Origin of the sequence: Thorsellia kenyensis (assembly GCF_042432445.1) — a bacterium.
In the GTDB taxonomy this organism is placed as follows: domain Bacteria; phylum Pseudomonadota; class Gammaproteobacteria; order Enterobacterales; family Thorselliaceae; genus Thorsellia; species Thorsellia kenyensis.
Map to the genome: position 1 here is coordinate 24,628 of NZ_JBHLXE010000046.1, position 26,757 is coordinate 51,384.

The 26,757-nt window shown below is 35.7% G+C and carries 21 protein-coding genes and 4 tRNA genes; 5 read left to right on the forward strand and 20 right to left on the reverse strand.

What is annotated here, in order from left to right:
- Positions 1–213 precede the first annotated feature (213 nt).
- The 4 genes from lpdA to pdhR form a co-directional block, all read right to left on the reverse strand.
- Positions 214–1,641 (reverse strand): dihydrolipoyl dehydrogenase, encoded by a 1,428-nt coding sequence (gene lpdA / locus ACFFIT_RS04465; protein WP_385876451.1) that lies wholly within the window; start codon positions 1,639–1,641, stop codon positions 214–216.
- 106 nt (positions 1,642–1,747) lie between these two features.
- Positions 1,748–3,622: a pyruvate dehydrogenase complex dihydrolipoyllysine-residue acetyltransferase gene (gene aceF / locus ACFFIT_RS04470; protein WP_385876452.1), complete on the reverse strand. Its 1,875-nt coding sequence runs from the start codon at positions 3,620–3,622 to the stop codon at positions 1,748–1,750.
- 18 nt (positions 3,623–3,640) lie between these two features.
- A complete protein-coding gene (gene aceE, locus ACFFIT_RS04475; protein WP_385876453.1) occupies positions 3,641–6,301 on the reverse strand; it encodes a pyruvate dehydrogenase (acetyl-transferring), homodimeric type in 2,661 nt (886 codons plus the stop codon).
- A 63-nt stretch (positions 6,302–6,364) separates the two neighbouring features.
- A complete protein-coding gene (pdhR, locus tag ACFFIT_RS04480) occupies positions 6,365–7,144 on the reverse strand; it encodes a pyruvate dehydrogenase complex transcriptional repressor PdhR (protein WP_385876454.1) in 780 nt (259 codons plus the stop codon).
- Positions 7,145–7,578: 434 nt separating this feature from the next.
- On the opposite strand from pdhR, the gene dsbC reads away from it, so the two are divergent.
- Both dsbC and pnuC read left to right on the forward strand, forming a co-directional pair.
- Entirely contained in the window at positions 7,579–8,262 is a 684-nt protein-coding gene (dsbC, locus tag ACFFIT_RS04485; RefSeq protein ID WP_385876491.1) for a bifunctional protein-disulfide isomerase/oxidoreductase DsbC, read from the forward strand.
- A gap of 483 nt (positions 8,263–8,745) precedes the next feature.
- Positions 8,746–9,462 carry a nicotinamide riboside transporter PnuC gene (gene pnuC, locus ACFFIT_RS04490; RefSeq protein WP_385876455.1) on the forward strand — a complete coding sequence of 239 codons (717 nt, stop codon included), beginning with the start codon at positions 8,746–8,748 and terminating at the stop codon, positions 9,460–9,462.
- 306 nt (positions 9,463–9,768) lie between these two features.
- Here the strand turns inward: pnuC and ruvX are convergent, their stop codons facing one another.
- The gene (ruvX, locus tag ACFFIT_RS04495; protein WP_385876456.1) at positions 9,769–10,194 is read right to left on the reverse strand and encodes a Holliday junction resolvase RuvX; all 426 of its coding nucleotides are present in this window, start codon (positions 10,192–10,194) and stop codon (positions 9,769–9,771) included.
- Between the two features lie 32 nt (positions 10,195–10,226).
- On the reverse strand, positions 10,227–11,195 hold the full coding sequence (gene gshB, locus ACFFIT_RS04500) for a glutathione synthase (protein WP_385876457.1): 969 nt from the start codon (positions 11,193–11,195) through the stop codon (positions 10,227–10,229).
- Between the two features lie 230 nt (positions 11,196–11,425).
- On the opposite strand from gshB, the gene ACFFIT_RS04505 reads away from it, so the two are divergent.
- Together ACFFIT_RS04505 and pfkA are read left to right on the forward strand one after the other, a co-directional pair.
- Positions 11,426–12,346 (forward strand): cation diffusion facilitator family transporter, encoded by a 921-nt coding sequence (locus tag ACFFIT_RS04505; RefSeq protein WP_385876458.1) that lies wholly within the window; start codon positions 11,426–11,428, stop codon positions 12,344–12,346.
- A 234-nt stretch (positions 12,347–12,580) separates the two neighbouring features.
- Positions 12,581–13,543, forward strand: a complete 963-nt coding sequence (gene pfkA, locus ACFFIT_RS04510) for a 6-phosphofructokinase (protein WP_385876459.1) — start codon at positions 12,581–12,583, stop codon at positions 13,541–13,543.
- Positions 13,544–13,643: 100 nt separating this feature from the next.
- Here pfkA and dksA read toward each other — a convergent pair whose 3' ends face one another.
- The 13 genes from dksA to ACFFIT_RS04575 all read right to left on the reverse strand — a co-directional run bounded on the left by dksA (position 13,644) and on the right by ACFFIT_RS04575 (position 24,162).
- Complete coding sequence (dksA, locus tag ACFFIT_RS04515; protein WP_385876461.1) at positions 13,644–14,099, reverse strand: RNA polymerase-binding protein DksA; 456 nt, start codon at positions 14,097–14,099, stop codon at positions 13,644–13,646.
- Positions 14,100–14,372: 273 nt separating this feature from the next.
- A complete protein-coding gene (locus ACFFIT_RS04520; RefSeq protein WP_385876462.1) occupies positions 14,373–15,185 on the reverse strand; it encodes a TatD family hydrolase in 813 nt (270 codons plus the stop codon).
- Between the two features lies 1 nt (position 15,186).
- Positions 15,187–16,776 carry a peptide chain release factor 3 gene (prfC, locus tag ACFFIT_RS04525; protein ID WP_385876463.1) on the reverse strand — a complete coding sequence of 530 codons (1,590 nt, stop codon included), beginning with the start codon at positions 16,774–16,776 and terminating at the stop codon, positions 15,187–15,189.
- A gap of 183 nt (positions 16,777–16,959) precedes the next feature.
- A complete protein-coding gene (gene coaD / locus ACFFIT_RS04530; protein ID WP_385876492.1) occupies positions 16,960–17,451 on the reverse strand; it encodes a pantetheine-phosphate adenylyltransferase in 492 nt (163 codons plus the stop codon).
- Position 17,452: 1 nt separating this feature from the next.
- The gene (locus ACFFIT_RS04535; protein ID WP_385876464.1) at positions 17,453–19,102 is read right to left on the reverse strand and encodes a glycosyltransferase family 2 protein; all 1,650 of its coding nucleotides are present in this window, start codon (positions 19,100–19,102) and stop codon (positions 17,453–17,455) included.
- A complete protein-coding gene (gene waaA / locus ACFFIT_RS04540; protein WP_385876465.1) occupies positions 19,103–20,383 on the reverse strand; it encodes a lipid IV(A) 3-deoxy-D-manno-octulosonic acid transferase in 1,281 nt (426 codons plus the stop codon).
- 109 nt (positions 20,384–20,492) lie between these two features.
- On the reverse strand, positions 20,493–21,035 hold the full coding sequence (locus ACFFIT_RS04545; protein ID WP_385876466.1) for a SprT-like domain-containing protein: 543 nt from the start codon (positions 21,033–21,035) through the stop codon (positions 20,493–20,495).
- Between the two features lie 8 nt (positions 21,036–21,043).
- A complete protein-coding gene (gene crp / locus ACFFIT_RS04550) occupies positions 21,044–21,676 on the reverse strand; it encodes a cAMP-activated global transcriptional regulator CRP (RefSeq protein ID WP_385876467.1) in 633 nt (210 codons plus the stop codon).
- A 711-nt stretch (positions 21,677–22,387) separates the two neighbouring features.
- On the reverse strand, positions 22,388–23,572 hold the full coding sequence (gene tuf / locus ACFFIT_RS04555; RefSeq protein ID WP_385876468.1) for an elongation factor Tu: 1,185 nt from the start codon (positions 23,570–23,572) through the stop codon (positions 22,388–22,390).
- A 119-nt stretch (positions 23,573–23,691) separates the two neighbouring features.
- A tRNA-Thr gene (locus tag ACFFIT_RS04560) sits at positions 23,692–23,767 on the reverse strand.
- 10 nt (positions 23,768–23,777) lie between these two features.
- A tRNA-Gly gene (locus tag ACFFIT_RS04565) sits at positions 23,778–23,852 on the reverse strand.
- A 142-nt stretch (positions 23,853–23,994) separates the two neighbouring features.
- Positions 23,995–24,079: transfer RNA gene (locus tag ACFFIT_RS04570), tRNA-Tyr, on the reverse strand.
- A 7-nt stretch (positions 24,080–24,086) separates the two neighbouring features.
- Positions 24,087–24,162: transfer RNA gene (locus ACFFIT_RS04575), tRNA-Thr, on the reverse strand.
- A gap of 374 nt (positions 24,163–24,536) precedes the next feature.
- Between ACFFIT_RS04575 and coaA the strand changes: the two genes are divergently transcribed.
- Positions 24,537–25,502, forward strand: a complete 966-nt coding sequence (gene coaA / locus ACFFIT_RS04580) for a type I pantothenate kinase (protein WP_385876469.1) — start codon at positions 24,537–24,539, stop codon at positions 25,500–25,502.
- Between the two features lie 59 nt (positions 25,503–25,561).
- Here coaA and ACFFIT_RS04585 read toward each other — a convergent pair whose 3' ends face one another.
- Entirely contained in the window at positions 25,562–26,704 is a 1,143-nt protein-coding gene (locus tag ACFFIT_RS04585) for a biotin--[acetyl-CoA-carboxylase] ligase (RefSeq protein ID WP_385876470.1), read from the reverse strand.
- Positions 26,705–26,757 lie beyond the last annotated feature (53 nt).

A 26,757-nucleotide genomic window follows, 5' to 3' on the forward strand; every position in this document is an offset into this window, starting at 1 on the left:
CTTTAAAGACGAGACATCGCTATTCAAAAATCAATAACTTGACATATTTTTGGGTGATTTCATCACATTTTAGCACTAACCTATTAATATTAAAAAATGATAGATTATGATTTTTTTAGATGGTGATTTGGAGCTGATTTGAAAATAAAAGGCAAAAAACTTTTCGCAAGCTAGCTTTTGCCTTTTATTAAATAAACTAATTAACGTTTCTTATTAGCGCTTTTTAGCTTTTGGATTAGGTAAATCTGTAATACTACCCTCATAAATTTCAGCAGCTAATCCTACTGACTCATGTAGTGTTGGGTGAGCATGGATTGTAAGTGCAATATCTTCAGCATCACATCCCATTTCAATGGCAAGAGTAATTTCACCTAATAATTCACCACCATTGGTACCAACAACTGCTCCACCTAAAATACGATTTGTTGCCTTATCAAAAATTAATTTCGTCATACCATCAGCGCAATCAGAGGCTATCGCTCTACCAGAAGCAGCCCAAGGGAAAGTCGCTGTTTCATAAGCTATCCCCTTTTCTTTAGCTTCTTTTTCAGTTAAACCAACCCACGCAACTTCAGGCTCAGTATACGCAATTGATGGAATAACTTTTGGATCAAAGAAATGTTTTAAGCCAGAAATAACTTCTGCTGCCACGTGACCCTCATGGACCCCTTTATGGGCAAGCATAGGTTGACCGACTACGTCACCAATCGCAAAAATATGAGGTACATTTGTACGTAATTGTTTATCAACATGGATGAATCCACGTTCATCTACATTAATACCCGCTTTTTGTGCGTCAATTTTATTACCATTCGGAGCGCGGCCAATAGCAACTAACACTGCATCATAAGTATGTGTGAATTCACTGCCATCTTTTGCTTGCATTGTCACATGAATCGCATCAGGTTTTGCTTCCACTTTAGTCACTTTTGTTTCTAACAATAGATTAAATTGCTTACTGATTTTTTTGGTATAGACTTTAACAACATCTTTATCCGCAGCAGGAATGACTTGGTCAAACATTTCCACCACTTCAATTTCAGTACCTAAAGAGTGATATACAGTACCCATTTCCAAACCAATGATACCACCGCCCATAACTAGGAGTTTTTTCGGTACTGATTTAAGTTCCAAAGCATCTGTAGAATCCCAGATACGAGGATCTTCATGAGGTATAAATGGTAATTTGATAGGATGAGATCCTACTGCAATAATGGCATGCTCAAAAGTTACTATCGTTTTGCTACCATCATCGCCAGTGACTTCTAAAGAGTGAGAACCTGTAAATTTAGCAACACCCTGCACAGTATCCACTTTACGGCCCTTAGCCATTCCAGCTAAACCACCTGTGAGCTGGGAAATCACTTTCTCTTTCCATGAACGTACTTTATCTATATCTGTTTGCGGCTTGCCAAATACAATACCATGATCGGCTAAAGATGCAGCTTCATTAATGACTTTTGCTACATGCAATAGTGCTTTAGAGGGAATACATCCCACGTTTAAACATACGCCACCTAAGGTCGCATAACGTTCAACAATGACAGTTTTCATGCCTAAATCAGCACTGCGAAATGCAGCAGAATAACCTGCAGGACCAGCACCGATAACAACTACCTGGGTTTTTATTTCTGTACTCATGTTAGCCTCGAATTTTTAAGGTTTTAATAACAAGGTTTATTTTTTTATACCAAGTCTTAATAGAACTGAATTAAGACTTAGCTGTAACTCATACATTTTATTTTTATTACATTACCAAGCGGCGTAAATCAGAAATAACTGCACCGAGGTAAGTGATAAAGCGTGCGCCATCAGCGCCATCTATCACGCGGTGATCGTAGGATAAAGAAAGTGGAAGCATAAGCTTCGGTGCAAATTCTTTACCGTTCCACACAGGTTTCATTGCAGATTTAGATACGCCAAGAATAGCTACTTCAGGCGCATTGACGATAGGTGTAAATGAAGTACCCCCCAATCCACCTAAACTAGAGATAGTAAAGCATCCTCCTTGCATATCTGATGCAGTTAATTTTCCTTCACGCGCTTTTTTTGAAATAACCATCAACTCGCGAGAAAGTTCAATAATGCCTTTATTATTCACATCTTTAAAAACAGGTACTACAAGACCATTAGGTGTATCTACGGCAACGCCAATGTTAATATATTTTTTTAATATTAACTTTTGTCCATCTTCAGAAAGAGAACTATTAAAGCGAGGGAACTCCTCCAAAGCTTTAGCTACCGCTTTCATTAAGAAAACTAATGGTGTGTACTTAACATCCAATTTTCTCTTTTCTGCTTCCTGATTTTGTTGCTTACGAAATGCCTCTAGATCTGAAATATCAACTTCATCAAATTGTGTTACATGAGGAATCATCACCCAATTTCGGCTCAAGTTAGCGCCACTCAGTTTTTGGATTCTAGATAAATCCACTTCTTCTATAGCACCAAATTTAGCAAAATCAACTTTTGGCCAAGGAATTAATCCTAATCCAGCACCACCATTGCTGCTCGCACCAGATTCTAATCGCTGTACAGCTTCTTTTACGTACGCTTGAACATCTTCACGTAAAATTCTATTCTTACGCCCTGTACCTTTAACTTTTGCCAGGTTAACACCAAATTCACGGGCCAAGCGACGGACTAAAGGAGTTGCATGTACATACGCTTGGTTCACCTCAAATTCATTTTTTGATGTATTTGATTGAGAAACAGGAGCAGGTTGTGCAGTAGTTACCGGTGAAACAGCCTGTGCCTTCACTGGCGCTTTTTGTTCAGGACCATCCGATGATGCGCCTGATACAGTAAAGACCATGATGTTAGATCCTGTCTTGACCTTATCACCGACGTTAATTGTAATTTCGCTCACTATTCCATCTTCTTGAGCTGGGACTTCCATTGAAGCTTTATCGCCTTCAACTACAATCAACGATTGATCTTTCTTGACTGTATCACCAACCTTAACCAAAATTTCCGTAACATCAACTTCATCTGAACCAATATCTGGTACAGTGATGACTTTAGTATGACTTGTTGCTAGAGGTGATGCTAATTGTGCAGGAGAACTGGTCTGAGTTGCAGAACTTGATCCAGAAATAGAAAATACCATGACTGCAGATCCAGTTTTTACTTTATCTCCAACTTTAATTGTAATTTCACTCACTATCCCTGCTTTAGGAGAAGGAACTTCCATAGAAGCTTTATCTCCTTCAACTACCATCAATGATTGATCAATTGAGATATTATCACCGACTTTTACTAATATTTCCGTGACATCTACCTCATCTTCGCCAATATCTGGTACAAAAATTGTTTCTAATTCGACTGCTGCAGGTGCAGAAGCTTCAACAGATTTAGGCGTAGGCGCACTTGGAGTAGAAGAGGCTGAATCTTGTGCATCAAACATCATGATTAAAGAGCCTGTTTTCACTTTGTCACCGACATTAATTAAAATTTTAGCCACGGTGCCACTTGTTGATGCAGGAACTTCCATTGAGGCTTTATCACCCTCAACCACCATTAATGATTGATCTGCAGTAATTTTATCGCCTACTTTTACCAAAATTTCAGTGACATCAACTTCATCATCTCCAATATCTGGTACAAAAATTTCTATTGTCATGTTAAGTCCTCTTATTTATTAAGCCAAACGTGGATTGACTTTGTCACTATTAATACCATATTTATTGATGGCCGATTGAACAACTTCTTTCGTTACCACGCCTTTCTCTGCTAATTGAGATAGTGCAGCGATAACAACATAGTGTTCATCGACTTCAAAATGATTGCGAAGATTATCACGACTGTCTGAACGGCCAAAACCATCCGTACCTAATACAGCATAGTGTGCTGATGGTACAAAACGACGTACCTGTTCAGCAAATAATTTCATATAGTCTGTTGAGGCAACAGTGACAGTATCTTCTAACACTGACGTGATATAAGGAACTTTCGGTGCTTCTGTTGGATGCAATAAATTCCAACGTTCACAATCTTGACCATCACGGGCTAATTCAGTAAATGAAGTAACACTATAGACATCACTACCTATACCAAATTCAGTAGAAAGTAACTCTGCTGCAATACGTACATGACGTAAAATTGCACCTGAACCGAGCAGTTGTACCTTAGCTTTATCGCCTGAATAAGATTCCAATTTATAAATTCCTTTACGAATTCCTTCTTCCACACCTTGTGGCATAGCTGGCATTGCGTAGTTTTCATTAAGTGTAGTAATGTAATAGTAAATATTTTCTGGATTATCACCATACATACGCACTAAACCATCATGCATAATTACCGCAACTTCATAAGCAAAAGCTGGATCATATGAAATACAATTTGGCACTGTTAACGCTTGAATATGACTATGGCCATCTTCATGCTGAAGTCCTTCACCATTAAGCGTTGTTCTACCAGATGTTCCACCGATTAAGAAACCTCTAGCATGTTGATCACCTGCTAACCAGCAAAGATCGCCGATGCGTTGGAAACCAAACATTGAGTAGTAAATATAGAAAGGAATCATAGGTAAATCATTAGTACTGTAAGAGGTTGCAGCAGCTAACCAAGATGCCATCGCACCAGCTTCATTAATTCCCTCTTGTAAAATTTGACCTTGTTCATCTTCTTTATAATAGGCCACTAGTTCTTTATCTTGCGGTGTGTACTGCTGACCTCTTGCACTATAAATACCAATTTGACGGAAAAGCCCTTCCATACCAAATGTTCTTGCTTCATCAGCTAATATTGGTACTAGGTGTTCTTTAATATCTGATTTAAGCATAACGTTTAACGCACGAACAAAAGCAATTGTGGTAGAAATTTCACGTTTTTGCTCTTCGAAAAGCGCACTAAATTCACTTAATTCAGGTAATTTAAGTTTATGAGTGCTTTCCTTTAAGCGTGTAGGTAAGTATCCACCTAGCGCTTGGCGACGAGCGTGCAGATATTCATACTCTTCTGAGCCTTTTTCAAAAGTCAAAAAGGCGAGAGACTCGACTTGTTCATCAGTAGCAGGCACATTAAAACGATCACGGAATAATTTAACATCATCCATGTCCATTTTTTTCACTTGATGCGCAATATTTTTTCCTTCAGCTGCATTACCCATACCGTAACCTTTAACCGTTTGAGCAAGTATTACTGTAGGTTGACCTTTCGTTTCTGCAGCTTTTTTGAAAGCGGCATACACTTTTTTTACATCGTGACCACCACGGTTTAGTGACCAAATTTCAGCATCTGACATATCTGCAACGAGTGCAGCTGTTTCTGGGTAACGACCAAAGAAATGTTCACGAACATATGCGCCATCTTTAGATTTTAATCTTTGGAAATCACCATCTACTGTTTCATTCATTAACTGTATTAATTTACCTGAAGTATCTTTTGCAAATAATGCATCCCAACGCTCACCCCAAAGCACTTTAATGACATTCCAGCCTGCACCAGCAAAAATACCTTCAAGCTCATTAACAATCTTACCATTACCAGTCACTGGTCCATCAAGACGCTGTAAGTTACAGTTAATAATAAAACATAAATTATCTAATTTATCGCGGGTAGCAACGGTAATAACGCCTTTAGATTCAGGTTCATCCATTTCACCATCACCTAAGAAAGCATAGACTCGTTGATTTGAAGTATCCTTAAGGCCACGGTTGTCTAAATATTTCAAAAATTTAGCTTGATATAACGCATTTAACGGGCCTAACCCCATAGATACAGTTGGAAATTGCCAAAATTCAGGCATTAAATGTGGATGAGGATAAGAAGATAAACCATTGCCATTTAATTCTTGACGGAAATTACTCAATTGTTCTTCAGTTAAACGCCCCTCAACAAATGCACGAGAATAAATACCAGGAGAAATATGACCTTGAAAATAAACTAAGTCTCCACCATCTTGTGCTGTGCGAGCTCTAAAGAAGTGATTAAATCCGACCTCATACATAGTTGAGGCTGATTGATAAGAAGAAAGATGTCCGCCAAGTTCAAGATCTTTTTTCGACGCTCTTAAGACCATCATGATAGCATTCCAACGAATGACTGAGCGTATACGTCTTTCTAAATCACTATTACCAGGATAAGTTGGCTCATTTTCTAAACTGATTGAGTTAATGTAGTCTCTTGCAGTGGTACCAGTGGCTATGTTAACACCACCATTATTGGCTTTATCTATCAATTGTTCCAACAAATATTGAGCGCGTTCAACGCCCTCTTCTCTGATAACAGATTCAATCGCCTGGAGCCAATCTTGTGTTTCAATAGGATCGACATCTTGAGTTAGTTTTGTTGACATAATATACGTCCTCATGGGTTAGTAAATAATACTCAAAAATATAATATTTCATACGACTGCATATTATATTGCTGACTTGCTGTCCTCTCTTTGCAAACGACGTAATGAACGTTCCCGTCTAGTTTGCTCCTTGGTAACTTCTAAAATTGTTTCTTCAATAAAGGCTAAATGGCGATTAGACGCCTCTCTTGCTTCTGAAGGATCTCTTGCTAAGATTGCATTTAACACATTTGCTCGATGTTGACTGAGTTTAGGTAGAGTCTCCTCTTTAGAATACAAGAGTTTAAAATTATTTTTTATATTCGTCTCTAAAATAGGTATGAGCGCATGTAGTAAATGCAACAATACAATATTATGCGCAGCTTCTGTAACACAAATATGGTACTGCAGTACAGCCGTTGCTTCTGCATCAATATTGCCACTTCTCTGTGCTTCTTGAATAGCATTATGCTTTAATTTTAATAAAGATAAGTCTTCTTCTGTTCCACGTAATGCGGCATAGTAAGCTGATATACCTTCTAAGGCATGCCTAGTCTCTAACAAGTCAAATTGAGATTCAGGATGCGATGCTAGTAGTTCAGTTAAAGGATCGCTGAGACTTTGCCACAAATTCGATTGAACAAATGTTCCGCCCCCCTGCTTACGATACAGTAAGCCTTTTGCCTCTAATCTAAGAATAGCTTCTCTTAATGAAGGTCTTGAAACATCAAAGGCAATAGCAAGCTCTCTTTCGGGAAGAAGTTTTTCGCCTGGCCTTAAAGACCCTTCTAAAATCAGTTTTTCTATTTGTTGCTCTACCGCATCAGATACTTTAGGTTGTCTGACTTTATTAAAACTTTTCAAGTTTACCAGCCTTTTAATGCAAGTTTATCCTATTTAACTTTAAAAAAATCGCGATTCAAGGACAAAATGTCACAATAAAGCCCGATAAAAATGTACTTTTTAAAATGGTATGACCATTTTTCAAAAATAATGTGCGTAAGTTAACAAACTCTTATTGAGCTGTCTAGTCAGAATTGAAACAAAATCGCCTTTAATCACATTAAAGAACGCATCTTGACCTAAATTGACGAAATACTACCTGATTAGATTGGAATATACATTCCAATTTTACACAATACCCCCTATAATCAAGTAATGAATGATTTTTAATTATTTTTTCCAGTCAGTAGTATCGCATTTGTAAGGTTAAGGAATAGCATAACTCCTGACATCACAATAAAAATAGTGTCAATACTCACTTTTTCCCTATTACTTATGGAGCTAACATGTCCTTTATTCGCAATTTACTTACTATTGCCACATTTTTAAGCCTACCGCTTTCAGCTCTGGCTAATCAAGCTATTGAAAATAAATTAAATCAATTGGGTGTCAATATAAAAACAATAGAAGAGTCCCCACTTAAAGGAATTAAAACAGTAACGACTGAACAAGGCGTGATGTTAGCTTCTGAAGATGGCAATTTTTTATTCACAGGCGAACTGTATGATTTGAGTGGAGAGACTCCTGTTAATTACATGATAGCTAAGCTTAAAGGTGAAGTGGATAAACTGAGCGATGAAATGATAGTCTATCCTGCCAAAAATGAAAAATTTTCGATAACTGTTTTCACTGATATTACGTGTGGCTACTGCCAAAAACTTCACGAGCAAATCAATGAATATAATGACTTAGGGATTACAGTGAAATATCTTGCTTTTCCAAGGCAAGGCCCTACGTCTGAAAATGCAGATAATATGCAGTCTGTATGGTGTATGGCGGAAAGAAACAAGGCTTTTGATCTTGCGACTTCAGGTGAACTACCCGCTAAAGCAACTTGTGATATTGATATTAAAACGCATTATAACTTAGGTAATCAAATGGGTGTAACTGGTACACCTGCTATCATTACACCTAATGGTAATCTTGTTCCCGGTTATTTACCACCCCAAGACATGCTAAGCATGCTACAAAATCAATAGAACCATTACATTACAACACTTTGCTATCATTAGCAAAGTGTTGTTAACAAAATCCTATAAGGCTTATTATCCATTCATATCTTATATTTATTTTATGAGCTAGAAATAATTATACGTTTTCTGCTGTATAAATTATTGAATAAAATATTACCTAGAGTGCAAAAAACACTCACTAAAAGCATATTCTCCTCATTACTCTTCAATTTCAAATACCGTGGCTGCATGGCACCCTTTGGTGACACATTATCCTAACATATCTATCTCTATTCCTATATGCTCGATTCATTTGTCAATAATAGGCTTGCAAAACTATACTTTTTTATCCATGATTTCTAAAACTGATTTTTACATTATTTACTTAATTAAGTTAACTTAATTAAAATTTTGTTTGATATATAAAACAATTCGATCAATAATATACAAACTTGTTTAGTATAATGCTTTCAAATGATATTTATGGTTTATCATTAATTAGGAGGTTTTATGTTCCCGTTTTTAGCTAACAATATTATTGATGATCTCAAAGGATGGTCTTTAAAAGGTTATTCAATTTTCTTTGTTGCGATTGCAGCTATGATAATTATTTGTATCTCGTTTGAATCTTCTTGGATTGAAATTGTCTCTTCAATTACTGGTGTAATCGGAGTAATTCTGATAGCTCAAGCCAAACTATCTGGCTATTTTTATGCGATCATCGCTACCTCTACCTATGCATTTATTGCCTACCAATATCATTTTTTTGGAGAAGCGATTGCTTATGCGTTTTTATTTCTGCCACTTCAATTCATTGGCTATTTCCACTGGTTCAAAAATTTAAGAAAAGATAAAAATAAGAAAAAAGTCGAAGTAATCACTAAAAAATTAACTACCCAGCAGACTCCCTTACTCATCACCTTCACTTTCATTAGTATTTTCATCTATGCTTTATTAATGCAAAAAATAGGTGGGCACCAACCTGGCCTTGACTCTGCTACAGCGGTATTAAATGTTGTTGGTACACTACTCATGGTATTAAGGTACCAAGAACAATGGCTTGCTTGGATTGCAGTAAATATAACGGCAATTGCACTTTGGGTACTGGCTGTTCTTGAAAATAAAAATGAAGGAATGGCGATTTTAGCCATGTGGACGATTTATCTTATTAATTCAATTTATGGATATATCGTATGGAGACAAAAAAATAAGCTAGAAAAAATATAAAGAAGTTCAATATAATAGTTGAATAGAAATATTAAAATTAGCGTAGCAATTTAACTAACGAAGAAGGTAATTTATAACGTTATTCAAAGAGCTATACCCAATGGAAATCAAGATGCAGGTTTTGGTATTATTTAACCTCCACTAAATGGACATTCGGATACTATCTACACCTGCAACTTGAAGTAACTCAAGTATATACCTATTTAAATGACTAAATTTAGATGATTTTTGAAGGTCCATCATTCAACTTACATTTAAATGAATCTGTAAAAGCAGTAAATATAATTGCAAGTCAATTCAATTAGACTAAGAAGAAGGATTTTCTTCAAACCAGCTTTCTAAAATAACAACAGCCGAAGTTGAGTCAACATCCCTTTTTGATAAGCCTTTAAATCCTTTGTCTTGAAAAAGTCGGGATTTTGCTTCGACACTACTCAATCGTTCATCTTGAAAAAACACATTAATATTGAATCTCCCGTTCAGCCTATTTCCAAAGCGTCTAGCTTTTTGTGTCATGGGTTGCTCAGTACCATCCATATTCAATGGCAAACCAACTACAATATAATCAGGCTGCCATTCTTTAATCAATTTTTCAACTAAAAACCAATCTGGTGCACCATCTGTGGCTTTCAGCGCCTTCAATGAATTTGCGCTTGCTGTGATGGTTTGTCCCACAGCAACGCCGATACTTGTCGTGCCAAAATCAAATCCTAATACCGTTTTACTACTCAAATTTCTTCTCCAATTACACCTATTAGTTGATTTTATATTTTCATTTCACTTAACCGTCTTTCAATTGCAGCAAACAATTTGTCCGTAATAGAAATATCAAAAGCTGCTTCTATCTCACGAATACATGTAGGGCTAGTGACATTAATCTCAGTCACTCTATCGCCAATGACATCTAACCCAACAAACACTAATCCTTTTTCTTTCAAAACAGGACCAACTGCATTAGCTAACGCCCAATCACTTTCTGTCAGAGGTCTTGCTTCACCGCGACCACCAGCTGCTAAATTACCTCTTGTCTCACCTTGCGCCGGAATTCTTGCTAAACAATATGGCATAGGCTCACCATCAACTATCAAAATACGCTTGTCCCCATCGATAATCGCTGGTTGATAACTTTGTACCATGCAATAAATTTGATTTAATTGAGTCAATGTCTCAATAATCACTGAAAGATTAGGATCTCCTTCTTTAACTCTAAAAATAGATGAACCACCCATTCCATCTAAGGGTTTTAAAATAATATCTTTGTGAGTTTGATAAAACTGCCTTATTAATTCAGTTTTTCTAGTCACTAGTGTAGGAGGGGTTAAATCAGGAAACCATGCAGTAAATAATTTCTCATTACAGTCTCTTAAACTTTGCGGTTTATTGATTATAAGAGTACCTTCAACTTCTGCTCTTTCTAAAATATAGGTAGCATATATATACTCCGTATCAAAAGGAGGATCTTTTCTCATTAATATAACATCTAATTCATTTAAAGCGATGTCATGATCGCCTATAAACTCAAACCAAGAATGAGTTTCATATGTTACTTTTAGTTTTTTGGCTGTAGCACGTGCCTCACCTGTATTTAAATAAAGATCCTTCATCTCCATATAAAAAAGTTCATAGCCTTTAGATTGTGCAGCAAGTAACATAGCAAAACTTGAATCTTTTTTAATATTAATTTCTTGTATGGGATCCATAACGATACCCAGTTTTTTTGGTAATTGACTCATAAGAACCTCAATTTATCTTAACAACGTTAATTTTTATCACAGTATTTAATAATATCAATAACTGACCTTTTTTAAACCGTTTTTTCCAGCTCACTTTAAAAAAACACAAAAATAGAATGTGAAATTGATCACACAAATGAAATCTTAATAAAAAAAGAGTAAACTAGGGATATTCTAACAGTAATTTATCAATTACATTTAATTATTCTCAAGCCAAGAGACTAGATTTTATGAACAATCTCGTTAAAAGCCATTCTGCCTACGCTAAAAGAGTCACTCGAGCGGCTATTATTGCAACCAGTGTCGCTTCAGTTTTATTTATCGCTAAAGCCATTATTTGGTGGATCACAGGTTCAATAACACTCTTAGCAGGCCTCCTGGATTCTTTAATCGATATTAGTGCCTCCTCATTAAACTTACTAGTGTTAAGATTTGCACTATTACCCGCTGATCACAACCACAGCTTTGGTCATGGTAAAGCAGAATCTCTCTCCGCTTTGGCTCAAGGAATGTTTATCTTAGGTTCAGCAGTAATTCTCATGCTTAATGGGATACAAAACCTGGTTAATCCAGTACCTATCAAAAATGTAAGTTGGGCCATGATTGTTATCATAATCTCATTAGTTACCACTATATTTCTAGTGATTTATCAGCGCTGGGTGTATAAAACGACTCAAAGCCAAGCAATTAAAGCCGATATGCTTCACTACCAATCTGATGTGTTATTAAATATCGCTATTTTAGCGGCTTTAATTTTATCTCATTATGGTTTTTCAAGAGCCGATCCTATTTTCGCTATTTTTATTAGCCTCTATATTGGCTATCATGCATTAAAAATTGGTTATGATGCAATTCAAATGTTACTAGATAAAGCCCTTCCAGTAGAAGAACAAGAGCAAATAATCAAAATTGCAGTAAAGACACAGGGAGTCTTAGGTGCCCATGATTTGAAAACCAGAAGAGTTGGACTCACGCGTTTTATTCAAATGCATATCGAAATTGAAGATAACTTACCTCTCATTGAGGCACATGCCATCATTGAAAATATAGAAAATGCATTGTTAATTGCTTTTCCATCGGCAGATATACTGCTACATCAAGATCCTCATTCAGCAGTCGCAAAAGAGAATCAAGGAAAAAAGACACTATAAAACTCAAAATAATGATATAAGATAAATCATCTAACGGTCACCATTTGTTTATTAAGAAAATTAAATATGACTACTATTGCACTGTAAAAAAACAGATATTTAGGGTGTAATAAAAATAATTAATGTGAGTCAAAAATAGTTTAATAAAATTAATATATAATTGAAATACAATGATACAAAGTGTTTAAAAGTGAATTTGGACCTAATCGTTAAAACAAAAAAGAGGCAATTTTTATGATAAAAAAAATAGGTGTATTAACAAGTGGTGGTGACTCTCCTGGAATGAATGCAGCAATACGCGGGGTAGTGCGAGCGGCTATCACTGACGGACTTGAAGTATATGGCATATATGATGGCTATTTAGGTTTATATGAAAATAGGATGAAAAAACTCAACCGCTCTGATGTATCAGATATGATAACCCGTGGCGGAACATTTCTTGGTTCAGCAAGATTCCCTCAATTTAAAGAAGAAGCTACTCGCTTAAAGGCAATTGAAAACTTAAAAAATAATGGTATCGATGCCCTTGTTGTAATTGGTGGTGATGGTTCTTACATGGGAGCTAAACTCTTGTCAGAAAAGGGATTCCCTTGCATAGGCCTGCCTGGCACAATTGATAACGATATAGGCGGAACAGATTATACAATTGGTTACTTTACTGCACTTCAAACGATTGTAGAAGCAATTGATAGATTAAGAGATACATCTTCTTCTCATCAACGCATATCTTTAGTTGAAGTGATGGGGCGTTATTGCGGTGATTTAACCATGGCTGCAGCTATCGCAAGTGGTTGTGAATTTATGATCTTACCTGAAGTTCCTCTTGATAAAGAAGCACTCGTTAAAGAGCTACAAAGAGGGATTGAACATGGAAAAAAACATGCGATTGTTGCAGTAACAGAAAAAGTAACAGATATTTATGAACTGGCTAAATATATACAGACTCAAACAGAACGGGAAACTAGAGCTACGGTTCTAGGCCACATCCAAAGAGGTGGTTCTCCTGTTGCTTACGATAGAGTACTTGCTTCACGCATGGGTGCGTATGCTATTGAACTTCTTTTAAAGGGAGTCTCAGGTCATTGCGTAGGTATACAACAAGATGAGCTAGTGCACCATGAAATTGAAGATGCGGTCACAAATTTAAAACGCCCATTCAAGGCTGATTGGTTAAAGACAGCAGAAAAATTATTTTAATTTATAGCTCCTTTTATAACCTCTTTAAAATTAAGGTACATTAAAGAGGTTATCGAATTTTATTTAAATTTTAATTTCAAAATATCTATAAATTTAAAATTTAGTTAGCCATCTGCTTTTCTCTGATTTCAGCGAGTGTTTTACAATCTATGCACATATCAGCAGTCGGTCTTGCTTCTAAACGGCGAACACCAATTTCAACACCGCAAGCTTCACAATAGCCAAAATCACCCTCTTCTAATTTTTTGAGTGTTTTTTCTATTTTTTTAACCAATTTACGCTCTCTGTCACGATTGCGCAATTCAAGGCTAAACTCCTCTTCTTGAGCAGCTCTATCAACAGGATCAGGGAAGTTAGCTGCTTCGTCTTGCATATGGCTAACCGTCCTATCTACTTCATCTCTCAATTGGTTACGCCAAGCTTCTAAAATAGAACGAAAATGCTTAATTTGATTCTCATTCATATATTCTTCATTTGGTTTTAGTTGATAAGGTTCAACACCAGCAATTGACAATAAACTTAAGGATGATACTTTCTTGTTTTGATTTTCTTGCACTTCAATTCTCCTAGTACATAGTTATTACTTAAATATACTTGTTGTACGTTTTAATGAAATCGATACGTTATAGCAATATCAAAAGATATTCTTTCGGCTTTACTTTATTTAATACAAAGCAAACACCTTACTGAATACCAAACAAAATTTAATCTCAAGCTAAAGAAAAATACTTATTCGTAAAATAAGAATATTCAAAAAGGGAAAGACCTTACCAGAACATTAAGCGGTATGCAATAGCAAAAATTAAAAATGATACTATGTAACAAAAAATTAACATGTTAATTGTTGGCTATTTCCCCATATTACTTTGGCTATATGACTGCGACTTTCTTGTCTCAGTGCACACAAAACACTAAAAATTTGCACTAAATTTTCACTACGATTAACAGTTCCCTGCTGACCTGAAGGAGGCATATCAGGTGAATCTGTCTCTAAAACAACCCATTCTAAAGGAATTTTTGCTATAGCCCGCCTAGTTTTATTGGCTCTTGAATACGTAATAACACTTCCAACCCCTATCATAAAACCTAGTTTGATGAAATTCATTGCTTCTTCATAACTTCCTGAAAAACCATGAATTACCCCTCGTAGGCCTGGCACTGTTTTTTTAAGATAAGTCAGAATAAGTGAATGTGTTTTTCGCGAATGAATAACGACAGGTAAATTAAATTCTTTAGCCAATATTAATTGAGATCGAAATAAATTACATTGCTGTTTAAATAAATCACTGTCAATTTTAGCAATAGCAGCATCTAAACCGATTTCTCCTATGGCCTTGATAACAGGTTGAACAGAGGCCTTATCTTTTTGGATTAACAAACTTAAATAGTCAATGTCAGAGGGTAAGTGTGAAGGGATAAAATAAGGGTGAAGGCCCAACCCCACATAAAATATTTTTTCATAATGATGTGCTAGAAATAAAAGTTCAACAAACTCTGATGCCTTTGTTGCGGGAATAAATACCTTCTGGATATTTTTAGCCTGGAATTTTTTGATTGTTGCAGGAATATTTTCAGAAAAAGGGGGAAAATTAAGATGCGCATGGGTATCAAAAAGGGGATATTCACACGCATCGGCATTCATACTAGTGTTCCCTAGTTTTAAAGAATTTGATCTCCGGATAACGCTCTTGCGTTAAATTCAAATTAACCATAGTCGGAGCAATATATGTCAAGTTATCCCCTCCATCTAATGCTAACTGTGCTTCTGCTTTACGTTTAAATTCCTCAAATTTTTTGACATCATCAGAATCAACCCAGCGGGCAGTAGCAACATTTATTGGTTCATAAATAGCTTCAACATTATATTCATTTTTCAATCTCGACACCACTACGTCAAATTGTAACGTTCCCACCGCACCTACAATCAGATCATTACTAATAAGAGGTCTAAATACTTGTACAGCACCTTCCTCAGAAAGCTGAACTAAGCCTTTTAATAATTGTTTTTGCTTTAAAGGATCTTTTAGGCGAATTCTTCTAAATAACTCCGGAGCAAAATTAGGAATACCTGTAAATTTAAACATTTCTCCCTGCGTAAACGTATCCCCAATTTGAATAGTACCATGATTATGTAGCCCAATGATATCTCCTGCATATGCTTCTTCAATATGCTCACGATCACCAGCTAGAAAAGTTAATGCATCTGAAATAACCACATCTTTATTTGTTCTTACCTGACGCATTTTCATGCCCCTAGAATATTTACCTGAAACAATTCTTAAAAAGGCCACCCGATCTCTATGTTTAGGATCCATATTAGCCTGAATTTTAAACACAAAACCACTCAACTTTTCTTCTAATGCCTCGACAGTTCTTTCATCAGTAGCTCGAGATGATGGGGACGGAGCCCATTTAACTAAACCATCTAACATCAAATCAACCCCAAAATTACCAAGAGCTGTGCCAAAGTATACTGGTGTTAACTCTCCAGCTAAAAAAGCCTCTAAATCAAATTCATGAGAAGCACCTTTGACAAGTTCTAATTCATCTCTCAGTTGATTAGCTAAATCTTCCCCTATCACTTCATCAAGCAAAGGATTATCTAAGCCTTTAATGACTCTTTTTTCTTGAATAGTGTGACCTTTACCCGTTTGATAAAGATAAGTTTCATCCAAATGCAAATGGTAGACTCCTTTAAAAGATTTCCCACAACTTATTGGCCAAGTAATAGGTGAGCAAGCAATTTTCAATTCTTGCTCAACTTCATCCATCACTTCCATAGGGTCACGAATATCTCTGTCTAATTTATTCATGAAAGTAACAATAGGTGTATCTCTAAGACGTGTGACTTCCATCAACTTACGAGTTCTATCCTCAACCCCTTTAGCTGTATCAATAACCATCAAACAACTATCTACGGCAGTTAATGTTCTGTAAGTATCCTCGGAGAAGTCTTCATGCCCTGGAGTATCTAAAAGATTGACTAAATATTTATCATAAGGAAACTGCATCACAGAGGTTGTTATAGAAATACCCCGCTGCTTTTCCATTTCCATCCAGTCTGATTTTGCATGTGCATCACTGCCCCTTCCTTTAACAGAACCTGCTTTTTGTATTGCTTGTCCTAGCAAGAGTAATTTTTCAGTAATTGTTGTTTTACCGGCATCTGGATGAGAAATGATAGCAAAAGTTCTACGTTTGTTAATTTCACTAATAAATTCTTGGTTAGTCATATAGATATCTTTGTTTGATTTCAAGGATAAGTAAAACTGTATAGTTAAAACTCAATCCTGGTAAGTTATTATAAATAACATAGCACAGCAACAATTAATTGATTAAATCAATAGGTGCAGCACATCAACGTTATCGCAAGTTTGTATGATTCGATAAAGCAATAAATAGTATACTCAATACAACTAGAATAGTTGTTGTTGAAACTTTAGTTGTATCTCATGAAATATTTCTTTAGTGACAAAAGGTTGTATATCGCCTCCATGTCTCGCGACTTCTTTTACTAGCGAAGAGGAAATAAAAGAAAGATTTTCACTTGGCATTAGAAATACACTTTCTAATTCTGGATACAAATGTCGGTTCATTCGAGCAAGTTGCCATTCATATTCAAAGTCTGATACGGCTCTGAGTCCCCTTATCAGAATTCTGGCTTGATTCTCTTTAGCGAAAGAAGCAAGAAGGATATCAAATCCTACCACAGAAACATTTCTGAGATGTTCACAAGCTTTTTTTGCTAGACTTACCCGTTCCTCTAAAGTAAACAGTGTTTTTTTATGAGGGCTATAAGCTACCGCTAGAATTACTTCATCAAATAACTCAGAAGAACGGGTTAATAAATCTAGATGACCTAATGTCAAAGGATCGAATGTTCCAGGATAAATAGCTTTTTTTTCCAATTTAGTCATCATTTTTTCCGCTACTCGATTTAACTGATTGAATCGTTTGAGATAACTCAAGATTGACATCATCTAAGCCTTTATCAGCCTTTATTTTATTACCTTTTAATAGTTCAGCTAATTTTGCTTGGTTCTCAGCTAAATGAGATCTGTCATTTTCTTTATGCCAAAGATGAAATACATGGCTAGCAAAACGCCCACTTTTATGAAATACTCCTGCATGTTGCAATCTGATGACAAAATCAGAATCTTCCATACCCCAACCTTCGAAAGCTTTATCAAATCCATTTACCTTATTTAAATCCTCGCGCCAGACACCTATCGTAAAACCTCTTAATGCCTGCCATTTTTTTGGATCTTTTTTTCGCCATTTAGCATCTAGATTTAAAGTCAATAAAGGAAGTAGCCTGTTTACTTGGTTTTTCATTCTACATAAAAAAAGTTGAGAGAAAGAAAAAAGCGCTAAAATAGAGTTTTGAGCTTCAAGTTTTTCAGTTAATGTTTTTGACAATAATATTCGAGATCCTGATACCACATAGCCTTTTTCAGCTAATTTTTTATGATTTTCAATGAAATTCTTTGGTAAAACGCAATCCCCATCAATAAATAATAGATAATCAGAATTTGATTGTTTTACCGCTAAATTTCTAATGGCAGACAGCCTAACGCCCTTGTCTTCATGCCAAACATGCTTCATCCTATTACCGAAAAAAGTATTAAATTTTTCGATAAGCAAACGGGTTGATTCACTGGATCCATCATCGGCTATAATAATTTCTTCAGGAAATAGACTTTGGTGAATTAACGACATAAAAAGTAAATTTAACGCTTTAGGATTATTTTTAGCATAAACAATCAAGGCAAGTGATTGTTTATCTTTTAAATTTTTTTGGTGAAACCAAGCTTTTAAATATCTATAATAGGTAACTTCTGCATTAGAAATAGCAAGAACAAGCCCATGTTTACCATCTAAAAAGCCTCTTTGAATTACATAAGTTCTAACAAAAGCCCAAAAACCATGAGTAAACGCTGAAGAAAAAGTGATTTTTTTTTGTCTTTTATTCAGTTTGATTGCACCAGCAGTTGAATAATCATTTGTTTTTTTTAAAACATCCTCAATTTTTCTATAACTAATATGATATAAAAAATGCTTTAATTTGCCTACATCACCAATGCATATGACTTTTTCATGAACAGGATCATCAGAAAAACGAGCTAAAGACTTTTTAAATAGTCTTAACACGTAATCAGGTCTCCATCCACTATAATTAATTTCTTTTTCACAAAATTTAGATAAACGAGAGATATTATAGCCAACTAAAGGATTATCTATTTGAATAATATCCCGTATTTCATCTGCTAGTGCAGGAGTAACCCGCTCATCTGCATCAATCGATAGAACCCATTCATGGCTTGCATGAGATAAAGCAACATTCTTTTGAGGGCCAAAACCAAGCCATGGTTGATAAATAACTTTCGCTCCATTTGCTTCGGCAATCTTTACACTATCGTCTTGACTACCTGAATCTACGATAATGATTTCATCGGCAAAGCTGACAGAATTAAGACAATCCTCAATATTATGCGCCTCATTATGCATAATAAGTATCACACTCAGTTTTACTGTTTTTTCCGTTTGATTAGTTGACAATTAATGTCTCCTCTGAGGCAAATAAGGTTCAATAGATTCAAGTAGTTTCTCTAATGCACCATGATTTTTTTCAATCACTTCAACAGCGTTGCGCCCAAAATAGCGTCTATAATCTGCATCATTGAGCAAGTTAGTAATTTTTTTTACTAACTCTTGTTTATCATGAATAATTAACAATGCTTGATCAGATGACAGTTTTTTACAAATCGCTGTGAAATTAAAAACATGTGGACCCATAATGACAGGAAGTGCATGAGCTGCAGCCTCTAATGGATTATGACCACCTACCTCAACTAAACTTCCTCCGACAAATGCGATGTCGGCTACTCCATAAAGCAATAATAACTCACCCATGGTATCAGCAACAATCACTTGCGTGGATTCTTCAGGGATCATTCCTGACTGTCGAGTGATATAGCTTAATGAGTAATTATCAGCTAATTGCTTTACTTTACTAAATCTTTCTGGATGCCTTGGAACAACAATTAATAATAAATTTGGAAATTGTAATAAAAGAGATTTATGTGCCTCGAATATGATCTCATCTTCACCTTGATGAGTACTTGCAGCAATCCAGATAGGTCTATTAGGCGCCCATTGTCGTCTCAGGGTCACCGCTCTTGCCGCTAGATCGGGGGTAATAGAAATATCAAACTTTATACTACCCGTAATTGTGATCTGAGAACGCCTTAAACCTAAATCAATAAATCTTTCTGCATCGGATTGGTGCTGTGCACACAAAAGCGTGGTTTGCCTCAGCAATGGCTTCATCAGTGGTCTTATTCTTGAATAACCTCTATAGGAACGTTCAGACAAGCGAGCATTGGCTATAATTAAAGGAATTTTACGTTTATGCAATTGATAAATAAGATTTGGCCATAACTCAGTCTCCATGATAATAACAATTCTGGGGCGAGTTGAGTTTAAAAAACGTCTAATGCTCCCCCATAAATCATACGGCAGATAAACATGGGAGACCTCTTTACCAAATGCTGATAGAACCCTTTCAGAACCAGTAGGGGTCATCGTTGTGATAGTTATGGGTAAATTGGGATATCTATTTTTTAATGCCCTAACCAAAGGAACAGCGGCAAGGGTTTCGCCAACAGACACAGAGTGTAATACAATTCCACCAGGCCTGACTTTTTTACGACAAAAACCATAACGTTCAAAAATACGCTTTCTATATCCTGAATTTTTAAAGCTGCGATAAAGTAATCTAAGCCAAATTAGGGGTTGGATACAATAAAAAATGACCTGGTATATTAGAAAAAAAAGCATAGGGCTAGACACATATTTAGGTTAATGAATGCAGTGCATATTAGACAATATGATACCACAAATACAGAAATAACTGCATATTAGCATATGAATATTTGTGCAAAGCAACTTATTTTTTTACTTGTTCCGTTCGTCCTAAAAAATTAAGTTTACCTGTGCAGTACTTACAACAATAAGAACTTTTAAAACCGAGAACTTTATTGTGCCTTATTGCTGATAAATAGTGAGTCCTACAAGCACACTTATACACAAAAAGGGTGACTTCTCTTAAGGGAATTTCAAAATTATGAGTGACTTTAGGGGGTAATCCAAAGCATTCTTGCATAAAGTCCGCCCACTCTTTGCCATGAGGTTTGATAACACCTCTTTTTTTTACACTATAGTAACGATAGACAAATAAATGAGACAGTTCGTGAGGAATAACTTCTTCAATAAAGGGAATTTGATGTGTAATCAGCATCGATTGATTAATTCTAATTTTCCATTCTAAAGGATATGCTAGGCCTGCAGTTTTTCCTTTCAAATTATAAAAAATAGCAGGGGCATGATAATCTACGCCAAGGTACTGATTAGCTAACAATAATGAACGGTTAAGAAACTGATTAGATCTATCAATCAGTTCTTCTAACACTTCCTTATGTCCGTCCCCCATGTGCTGAATTAACGCGTGCCAAATACAACGATTGTTTTACCGTGCGCCGAAATTAATCCTTGCTCTTCTAGCATTTTTAGAATTCTTCCAACAGTTTCTCTAGAACATCCGACAATTTGACCTATTTCTTGTCGAGTTATTTTTATTTGCATACCATCAGGATGAGTCATAGCATCAGGTTGTTTAGCTAAATTTAAAAGTGTTTGTGCAATACGACCAGTTACATCTAAAAAGGCTAAATTACCCACTTTTTTCGAAGTGCTCTGCAATCTATTCGCCATCTGAGCTGATAATCTCATCAAAATTTCAGGATTGACTTGAATAAGTTGCTTAAACTTTTTATAAGAAATTTCAGCTACTTCACACGAACTTTTCGCTTTGACCCAAGCGGATCGAACTTGTCCTTCTTCAAATAGCCCAAGTTCACCAATAAAATCACCTTGGTTTAAATAGGATAGGATCATTTCTTTTCCATCTTCATCTTTAATCAAAACAGCTACAGATCCTTTCACTATATAATATAGTGTTTCTGATTTTTCTCCTTGATGGATCAAAGAGCTTTTAGCTGCATATTTATGGATGTGACAATGAGATAAAAACCATTCTAAAGTAGGATCTGGTTGTGGTTTAACGATAGCCATGCTTTATCCTTATATCTAAAGGCTGATTAATGACACACATTGAAATCTAGAGATTTATACTAAACCAATGCAACTTTACGTCAAGCCAATATGCCTAAACGTAGGTACTTGAAACCAAAATAATCATATGAATGATAATAGCTTAAACAAATAAAAATTCAACTAGCCAAGAGTAAATAGTTTTGCATCCCCCTAATAAGGCAATAGGATTTAAATTTCAACTCAACAATCCCAACAGTACTCTTTAAAATTTTGCTAGATTATTTGTATTTTTGTTAGGGAAAAAGCTAAAAAACCATAGTCCAAATCAAGAGGAATACAGTATAAACTAGGGAAATGTCAGGGCCGCTATTTAAATTTAACTTTGTTACTTCTAAAAGACAAATTCTAGTAAAACGGTTGAAGAATCTATATGCAACTACGGAGGTTAATTCGAATTAGTTTTATAGGCCTCTCATAATTCATGTCTACACTATATCATGAAAAGTACTTAATATATCAGTTATTGAAGAATTTGATAGGGTCTTACAATGTTGAACTAAATATCCAAATATCGGTTTATTCAAAAATTTTTTTTAATAAACAACTCTTGTCATCTTGATTTTTATAAAGATCTAATCAAGCAGACAACATAAAAAGCTATCAAAAATTTCATCAATTTCGCTTAGCAAAAAAAAGGGGCCTTAGGCCCCTTTCGTATTTAATTATTAATTAAGCAATAACTTTCGCTACAACACCCGCACCTACTGTACGGCCACCTTCACGGATAGCAAAACGTAAGCCGTCATCCATCGCAATAGGAGCGATTAGAGTAACTACCATTTTGATGTTATCGCCAGGCATTACCATTTCAACACCTTCAGGTAATTCTACTGCACCTGTTACGTCTGTAGTACGGAAGTAGAATTGAGGACGGTAACCTTTGAAGAATGGCGTATGACGGCCACCTTCATCTTTACTTAACACGTAAACTTCTGATTCGAATTTAGTGTGAGGTAAGATTGAACCTGGTTTAGCAAGTACTTGACCACGTTGAACGTCATCACGTTTTGTACCACGTAATAAAACACCCACGTTTTCACCAGCACGACCTTCGTCTAGTAATTTACGGAACATTTCAACACCAGTACAAGTTGTTTTAACTGTGTCAATGATTCCGATGATTTCAACTTCTTCACCTACTTTAACAATTCCACGCTCTACACGGCCTGTTACTACTGTACCACGACCAGAGATTGAGAATACATCCTCAATTGGTAATAAGAATGGACGGTCAATAGCACGCTCAGGTTCTGGGATGTATGAGTCTAACGCTTGTGCTAACTCAATGATTTTTTCTTCCCACTCAGGCACGCCTTCTAATGCTTTAAGTGCTGAACCACGAATAACTGGTGTATCATCACCAGGGAATTCGTATTGTGAAAGTAATTCACGTACTTCCATTTCAACTAATTCTAATAATTCTTCATCATCAACCATATCACATTTGTTTAAGAAAACAAGAATGTAAGGTACACCTACTTGACGACCTAAAAGGATATGTTCACGAGTTTGTGGCATAGGACCATCTGTTGCAGCAACAACAAGGATAGCACCATCCATTTGCGCAGCACCCGTGATCATGTTTTTAACATAGTCAGCATGTCCTGGGCAGTCAACGTGTGCATAGTGACGCGTTGGTGTGTCATATTCTACGTGAGAAGTATTAATAGTAATACCACGCGCTTTTTCTTCTGGTGCATTGTCAATCATGCTATAGTCACGTGCTTGACCACCATAAGTTTTAGCTAAAACTGTAGTGATTGCAGCAGTTAACGTTGTTTTACCATGGTCAACGTGACCGATAGTTCCTACGTTCAAATGCGGTTTTGTACGTTCAAATTTTTCTTTAGACATGTTATGAGTCCCTCAAAAAAAAATCATTGATCAGTTGATGCCAAAGCAAAACAGATGTTTTACTGGCTACTTAGGTTAAAATAAAGGAATAGATAGATAATTTCGCTGGGTTCAAGAAGTGGTGCTGATAGGCAGATTCGAACTGCCGACCTCACCCTTACCAAGGGTGTGCTCTACCAACTGAGCTATATCAGCACATCAAAACTGGAGCGGGCAGCGGGAATCGAACCCGCATCATTAGCTTGGAAGGCTAAGGTAATAGCCATTATACGATGCCCGCAATTTTGAACTCGGCTGCTTTTATCTCTCTAAACTTTAGAGGCCGAGCTATTATATCGAAAAAATACTCATTTAAACAGCTCAGTAAGGCAATTTTTTCTTTTTTCTCTACTACAATTAATAAATTAATTGTACTTAAGCTATGGTGGTGGGAGAAGGATTCGAACCTTCGAAGTCGATGACGGCAGATTTACAGTCTGCTCCCTTTGACCGCTCGGGAACCCCACCAGCATTTTGGTGCCGGCTGCCGGAATCGAACTGGCGACCTACTGATTACAAGTCAGTTGCTCTACCAACTGAGCTAAGCCGGCTTAAGTGGCGTGCATTTTAAGTATTCCTTCCACTTTGTGCAACTAAAAATTTAACTTTTCTGTTCTTTAGCTCTTTTTTTGAGCTTTTTTCGCTAAATTCACCCACTTTTGATGTTTTTTCACTCAAAAAATAAACATTAAAATGAATTATACCTTCAATTTTAAAAAATATTTACTTATAAAAATGATTTTTCCTCGAAGTTTTCTTGCTTAAAAAATAAAATGTAAGCAAGAAAATATTTTTTTATTGATAAATCCTAACAAGATGACTTCACTAGGTAACCTAATTGTTATATTATCGCTTAATGTTTCTAAATAGATAGATAATTTTAAGCTATCTCCCCCCAATAAAATTAAGTAAAAAGATGGGCATAATGCAAATAAATACCTCAAGACAATTTTTTAATCACTCTCTTTCTCCTTACCTAAACTTTACAAGAAAAGAATGGGCAGAACTCAGAGCTAATGTGCCCATGACAGTAGATGAAACAGATCTTCATCAATTACAAGGAATTAATGATAAATTATCATTAGAAGAAGTCGCTGAAGTATACCTTCCCTTAGCCAGGCTTTTAAATTTATATATTAGCTCTAACATTCGCCGGCAGACTGTTATTAATGAATTTACCGGAAAAAAAACTGCTAAAATACCCTATATTATTGGTATAGCTGGTAGCGTTGCTGTGGGTAAAAGTACAACTGCACGATTACTACAAACCTTATTACGAGCATGGCCAGAACATAGGCAAGTTGAATTACTCACTACAGACGGTTTTTTACACCCGAACGCCACCTTAAATTCAAAAAACATAATGCATAAAAAAGGATTTCCCGAGTCTTATGATATGAAAAGCTTGGTTCAATTCGTTTCTGATATTAAATCAGGTAAAGAATTAGTTAAGGCGCCACTTTATTCGCATCTAATATACGATATTGTACCTAATCAATATAAAACAATTGAATCACCTGATATACTAATTATTGAGGGCTTAAATGTTCTACAAAGTGGTATGGACTATCCCCATGAACTGCATAGGGTATTTGTTTCTGATTTTGTTGATTTTTCAATTTATGTCGACGCTGAGGCAAGTAATTTAAAAAATTGGTACATAGATAGATTTTTGAAATTCAGAAAAGGCGCATTTTCAGATCCTAATTCTTATTTTCACAGTTATGCGAAATTACCAGAGGACGAAGCAATATCGATTGCCTCTGCTGTTTGGGACAGTGTCAACGCAATTAATTTAAATCAAAATATTTTACCCACAAGAGAAAGAGCGAGTCTTATTTTGAAAAAGGGAGCAAATCATTTAATTGAAGAAATTAAACTGAGAAAATAGTTAGTAGCATAAATAGATTGCTATCAATAAAATATCTATTTTTTTTGCTCTATTTTGGTTTAAAAAGATTCCTTTTTTCTCAAAGAAATATCACCAGCAGATACGCAGATAAGATTATCCCCACTTTTTCTGCTGTTAGTAAATGATGGATGTAATAGTAAACGTCCTTCTTTATCAATTCCTTTATATAAACCAGAAACCAGCTTATCGTTAAGAGAAAGGTTGACCTCAGTATCGATGTCAAACAAATCATAATACATCCATTCATTGAGAAGTTTTTTAATCATTGAAGAGTCTATTTGTTTAAAAAAATCCCACAATTTTTGTTGCATCGCCATGACCAACTTATTTTTATCAATTTTATAACCTTCTTGAATTAAACTTATCCAGTCTTGTGTGACAATTTGTGGATCTGCCTCATTCATATCTAAATTAAGTCCTATTCCTATGATGACGCTCATCTCCTGCTTCAATATTTTAGTTTCAATCAGTATACCTCCCAATTTTTTTTGATTGAGGTATATATCATTAGGCCATTTAAGTTTCAAATTATTAACACCAAACTCTTGCAATACTCTTACAGTCAGTATGCCAATAAGTAAACTCAGACTACTAAAAAATAAATCCACACGGGAAAATTTCCAATAAAAAGTAAAATATAAATTACTGCCAAAAGGTGCATAATACCTTCTACCTCTACGTCCTCTTGCAGCAAATTGATATTCAGCAATACACACATCTCCTGGGATTAATTTTGCGGCATGATTCAAAAAAAATTGATTAGTCGAATCCGTAATTGGCAATAAAAAAATGGCTCTATTGTGTTTAAAAAGGAATGATTTTTCATGGACGGTTATAGGCGTTCTAACAAGAGACGGAACACCATCCACTCGCGTATTTTTTTGAAGACGTTCTGATAGGAAATTAGAGATTACTTCTGATGAGTCATTACTGCCCATCAATAAGAATCCATTTGTTTGAAATGTCTTTTGGCAATATAACTGTACAGGTTGAGATAAGCGATAACCTTTTCCTTTAACACTAAATAGCGTAAGCCCCCAAAGCTCAATTTTAGAGATTACTTGATTTACGGCCTGTCGACTAACACCAAGTTTCTTGGCAATTTCCTCACCTGAATGAAATAGCCCATCTGATAAAATGGTGACTATTTTTAGAAGGGTATTTTCTAAAGACATTCTCATTTCTGGATCCCACAATTTTCTAAAAAATATTACACCTAGAGTCGCTTGACATA

What these genes read in the sequence shown, in the direction of transcription:
- coaA (WP_385876469.1), top strand. Translation starts at nt 24,537, where the DNA reads ATGCAAATAAATACCTCAAGACAATTTTTTAATCACTCTCTTTCTCCT.
- pnuC (WP_385876455.1), top strand. Translation starts at nt 8,746, where the DNA reads ATGTTCCCGTTTTTAGCTAACAATATTATTGATGATCTCAAAGGATGG.
- gshB (WP_385876457.1), bottom strand. Translation starts at nt 11,195, where the DNA reads ATGAGTCAATTACCAAAAAAACTGGGTATCGTTATGGATCCCATACAA.
- aceF (WP_385876452.1), bottom strand. Translation starts at nt 3,622, where the DNA reads ATGACAATAGAAATTTTTGTACCAGATATTGGAGATGATGAAGTTGAT.
- crp (WP_385876467.1), bottom strand. Translation starts at nt 21,676, where the DNA reads ATGGCTATCGTTAAACCACAACCAGATCCTACTTTAGAATGGTTTTTA.
- pfkA (WP_385876459.1), top strand. Translation starts at nt 12,581, where the DNA reads ATGATAAAAAAAATAGGTGTATTAACAAGTGGTGGTGACTCTCCTGGA.
- ACFFIT_RS04545 (WP_385876466.1), bottom strand. Translation starts at nt 21,035, where the DNA reads ATGGGGGACGGACATAAGGAAGTGTTAGAAGAACTGATTGATAGATCT.
- ACFFIT_RS04585 (WP_385876470.1), bottom strand. Translation starts at nt 26,704, where the DNA reads ATGAGAATGTCTTTAGAAAATACCCTTCTAAAAATAGTCACCATTTTA.
- aceE (WP_385876453.1), bottom strand. Translation starts at nt 6,301, where the DNA reads ATGTCAACAAAACTAACTCAAGATGTCGATCCTATTGAAACACAAGAT.
- lpdA (WP_385876451.1), bottom strand. Translation starts at nt 1,641, where the DNA reads ATGAGTACAGAAATAAAAACCCAGGTAGTTGTTATCGGTGCTGGTCCT.
- ACFFIT_RS04505 (WP_385876458.1), top strand. Translation starts at nt 11,426, where the DNA reads ATGAACAATCTCGTTAAAAGCCATTCTGCCTACGCTAAAAGAGTCACT.
- ACFFIT_RS04520 (WP_385876462.1), bottom strand. Translation starts at nt 15,185, where the DNA reads ATGAATGCCGATGCGTGTGAATATCCCCTTTTTGATACCCATGCGCAT.
- waaA (WP_385876465.1), bottom strand. Translation starts at nt 20,383, where the DNA reads ATGCTTTTTTTTCTAATATACCAGGTCATTTTTTATTGTATCCAACCC.
- tuf (WP_385876468.1), bottom strand. Translation starts at nt 23,572, where the DNA reads ATGTCTAAAGAAAAATTTGAACGTACAAAACCGCATTTGAACGTAGGA.
- prfC (WP_385876463.1), bottom strand. Translation starts at nt 16,776, where the DNA reads ATGACTAACCAAGAATTTATTAGTGAAATTAACAAACGTAGAACTTTT.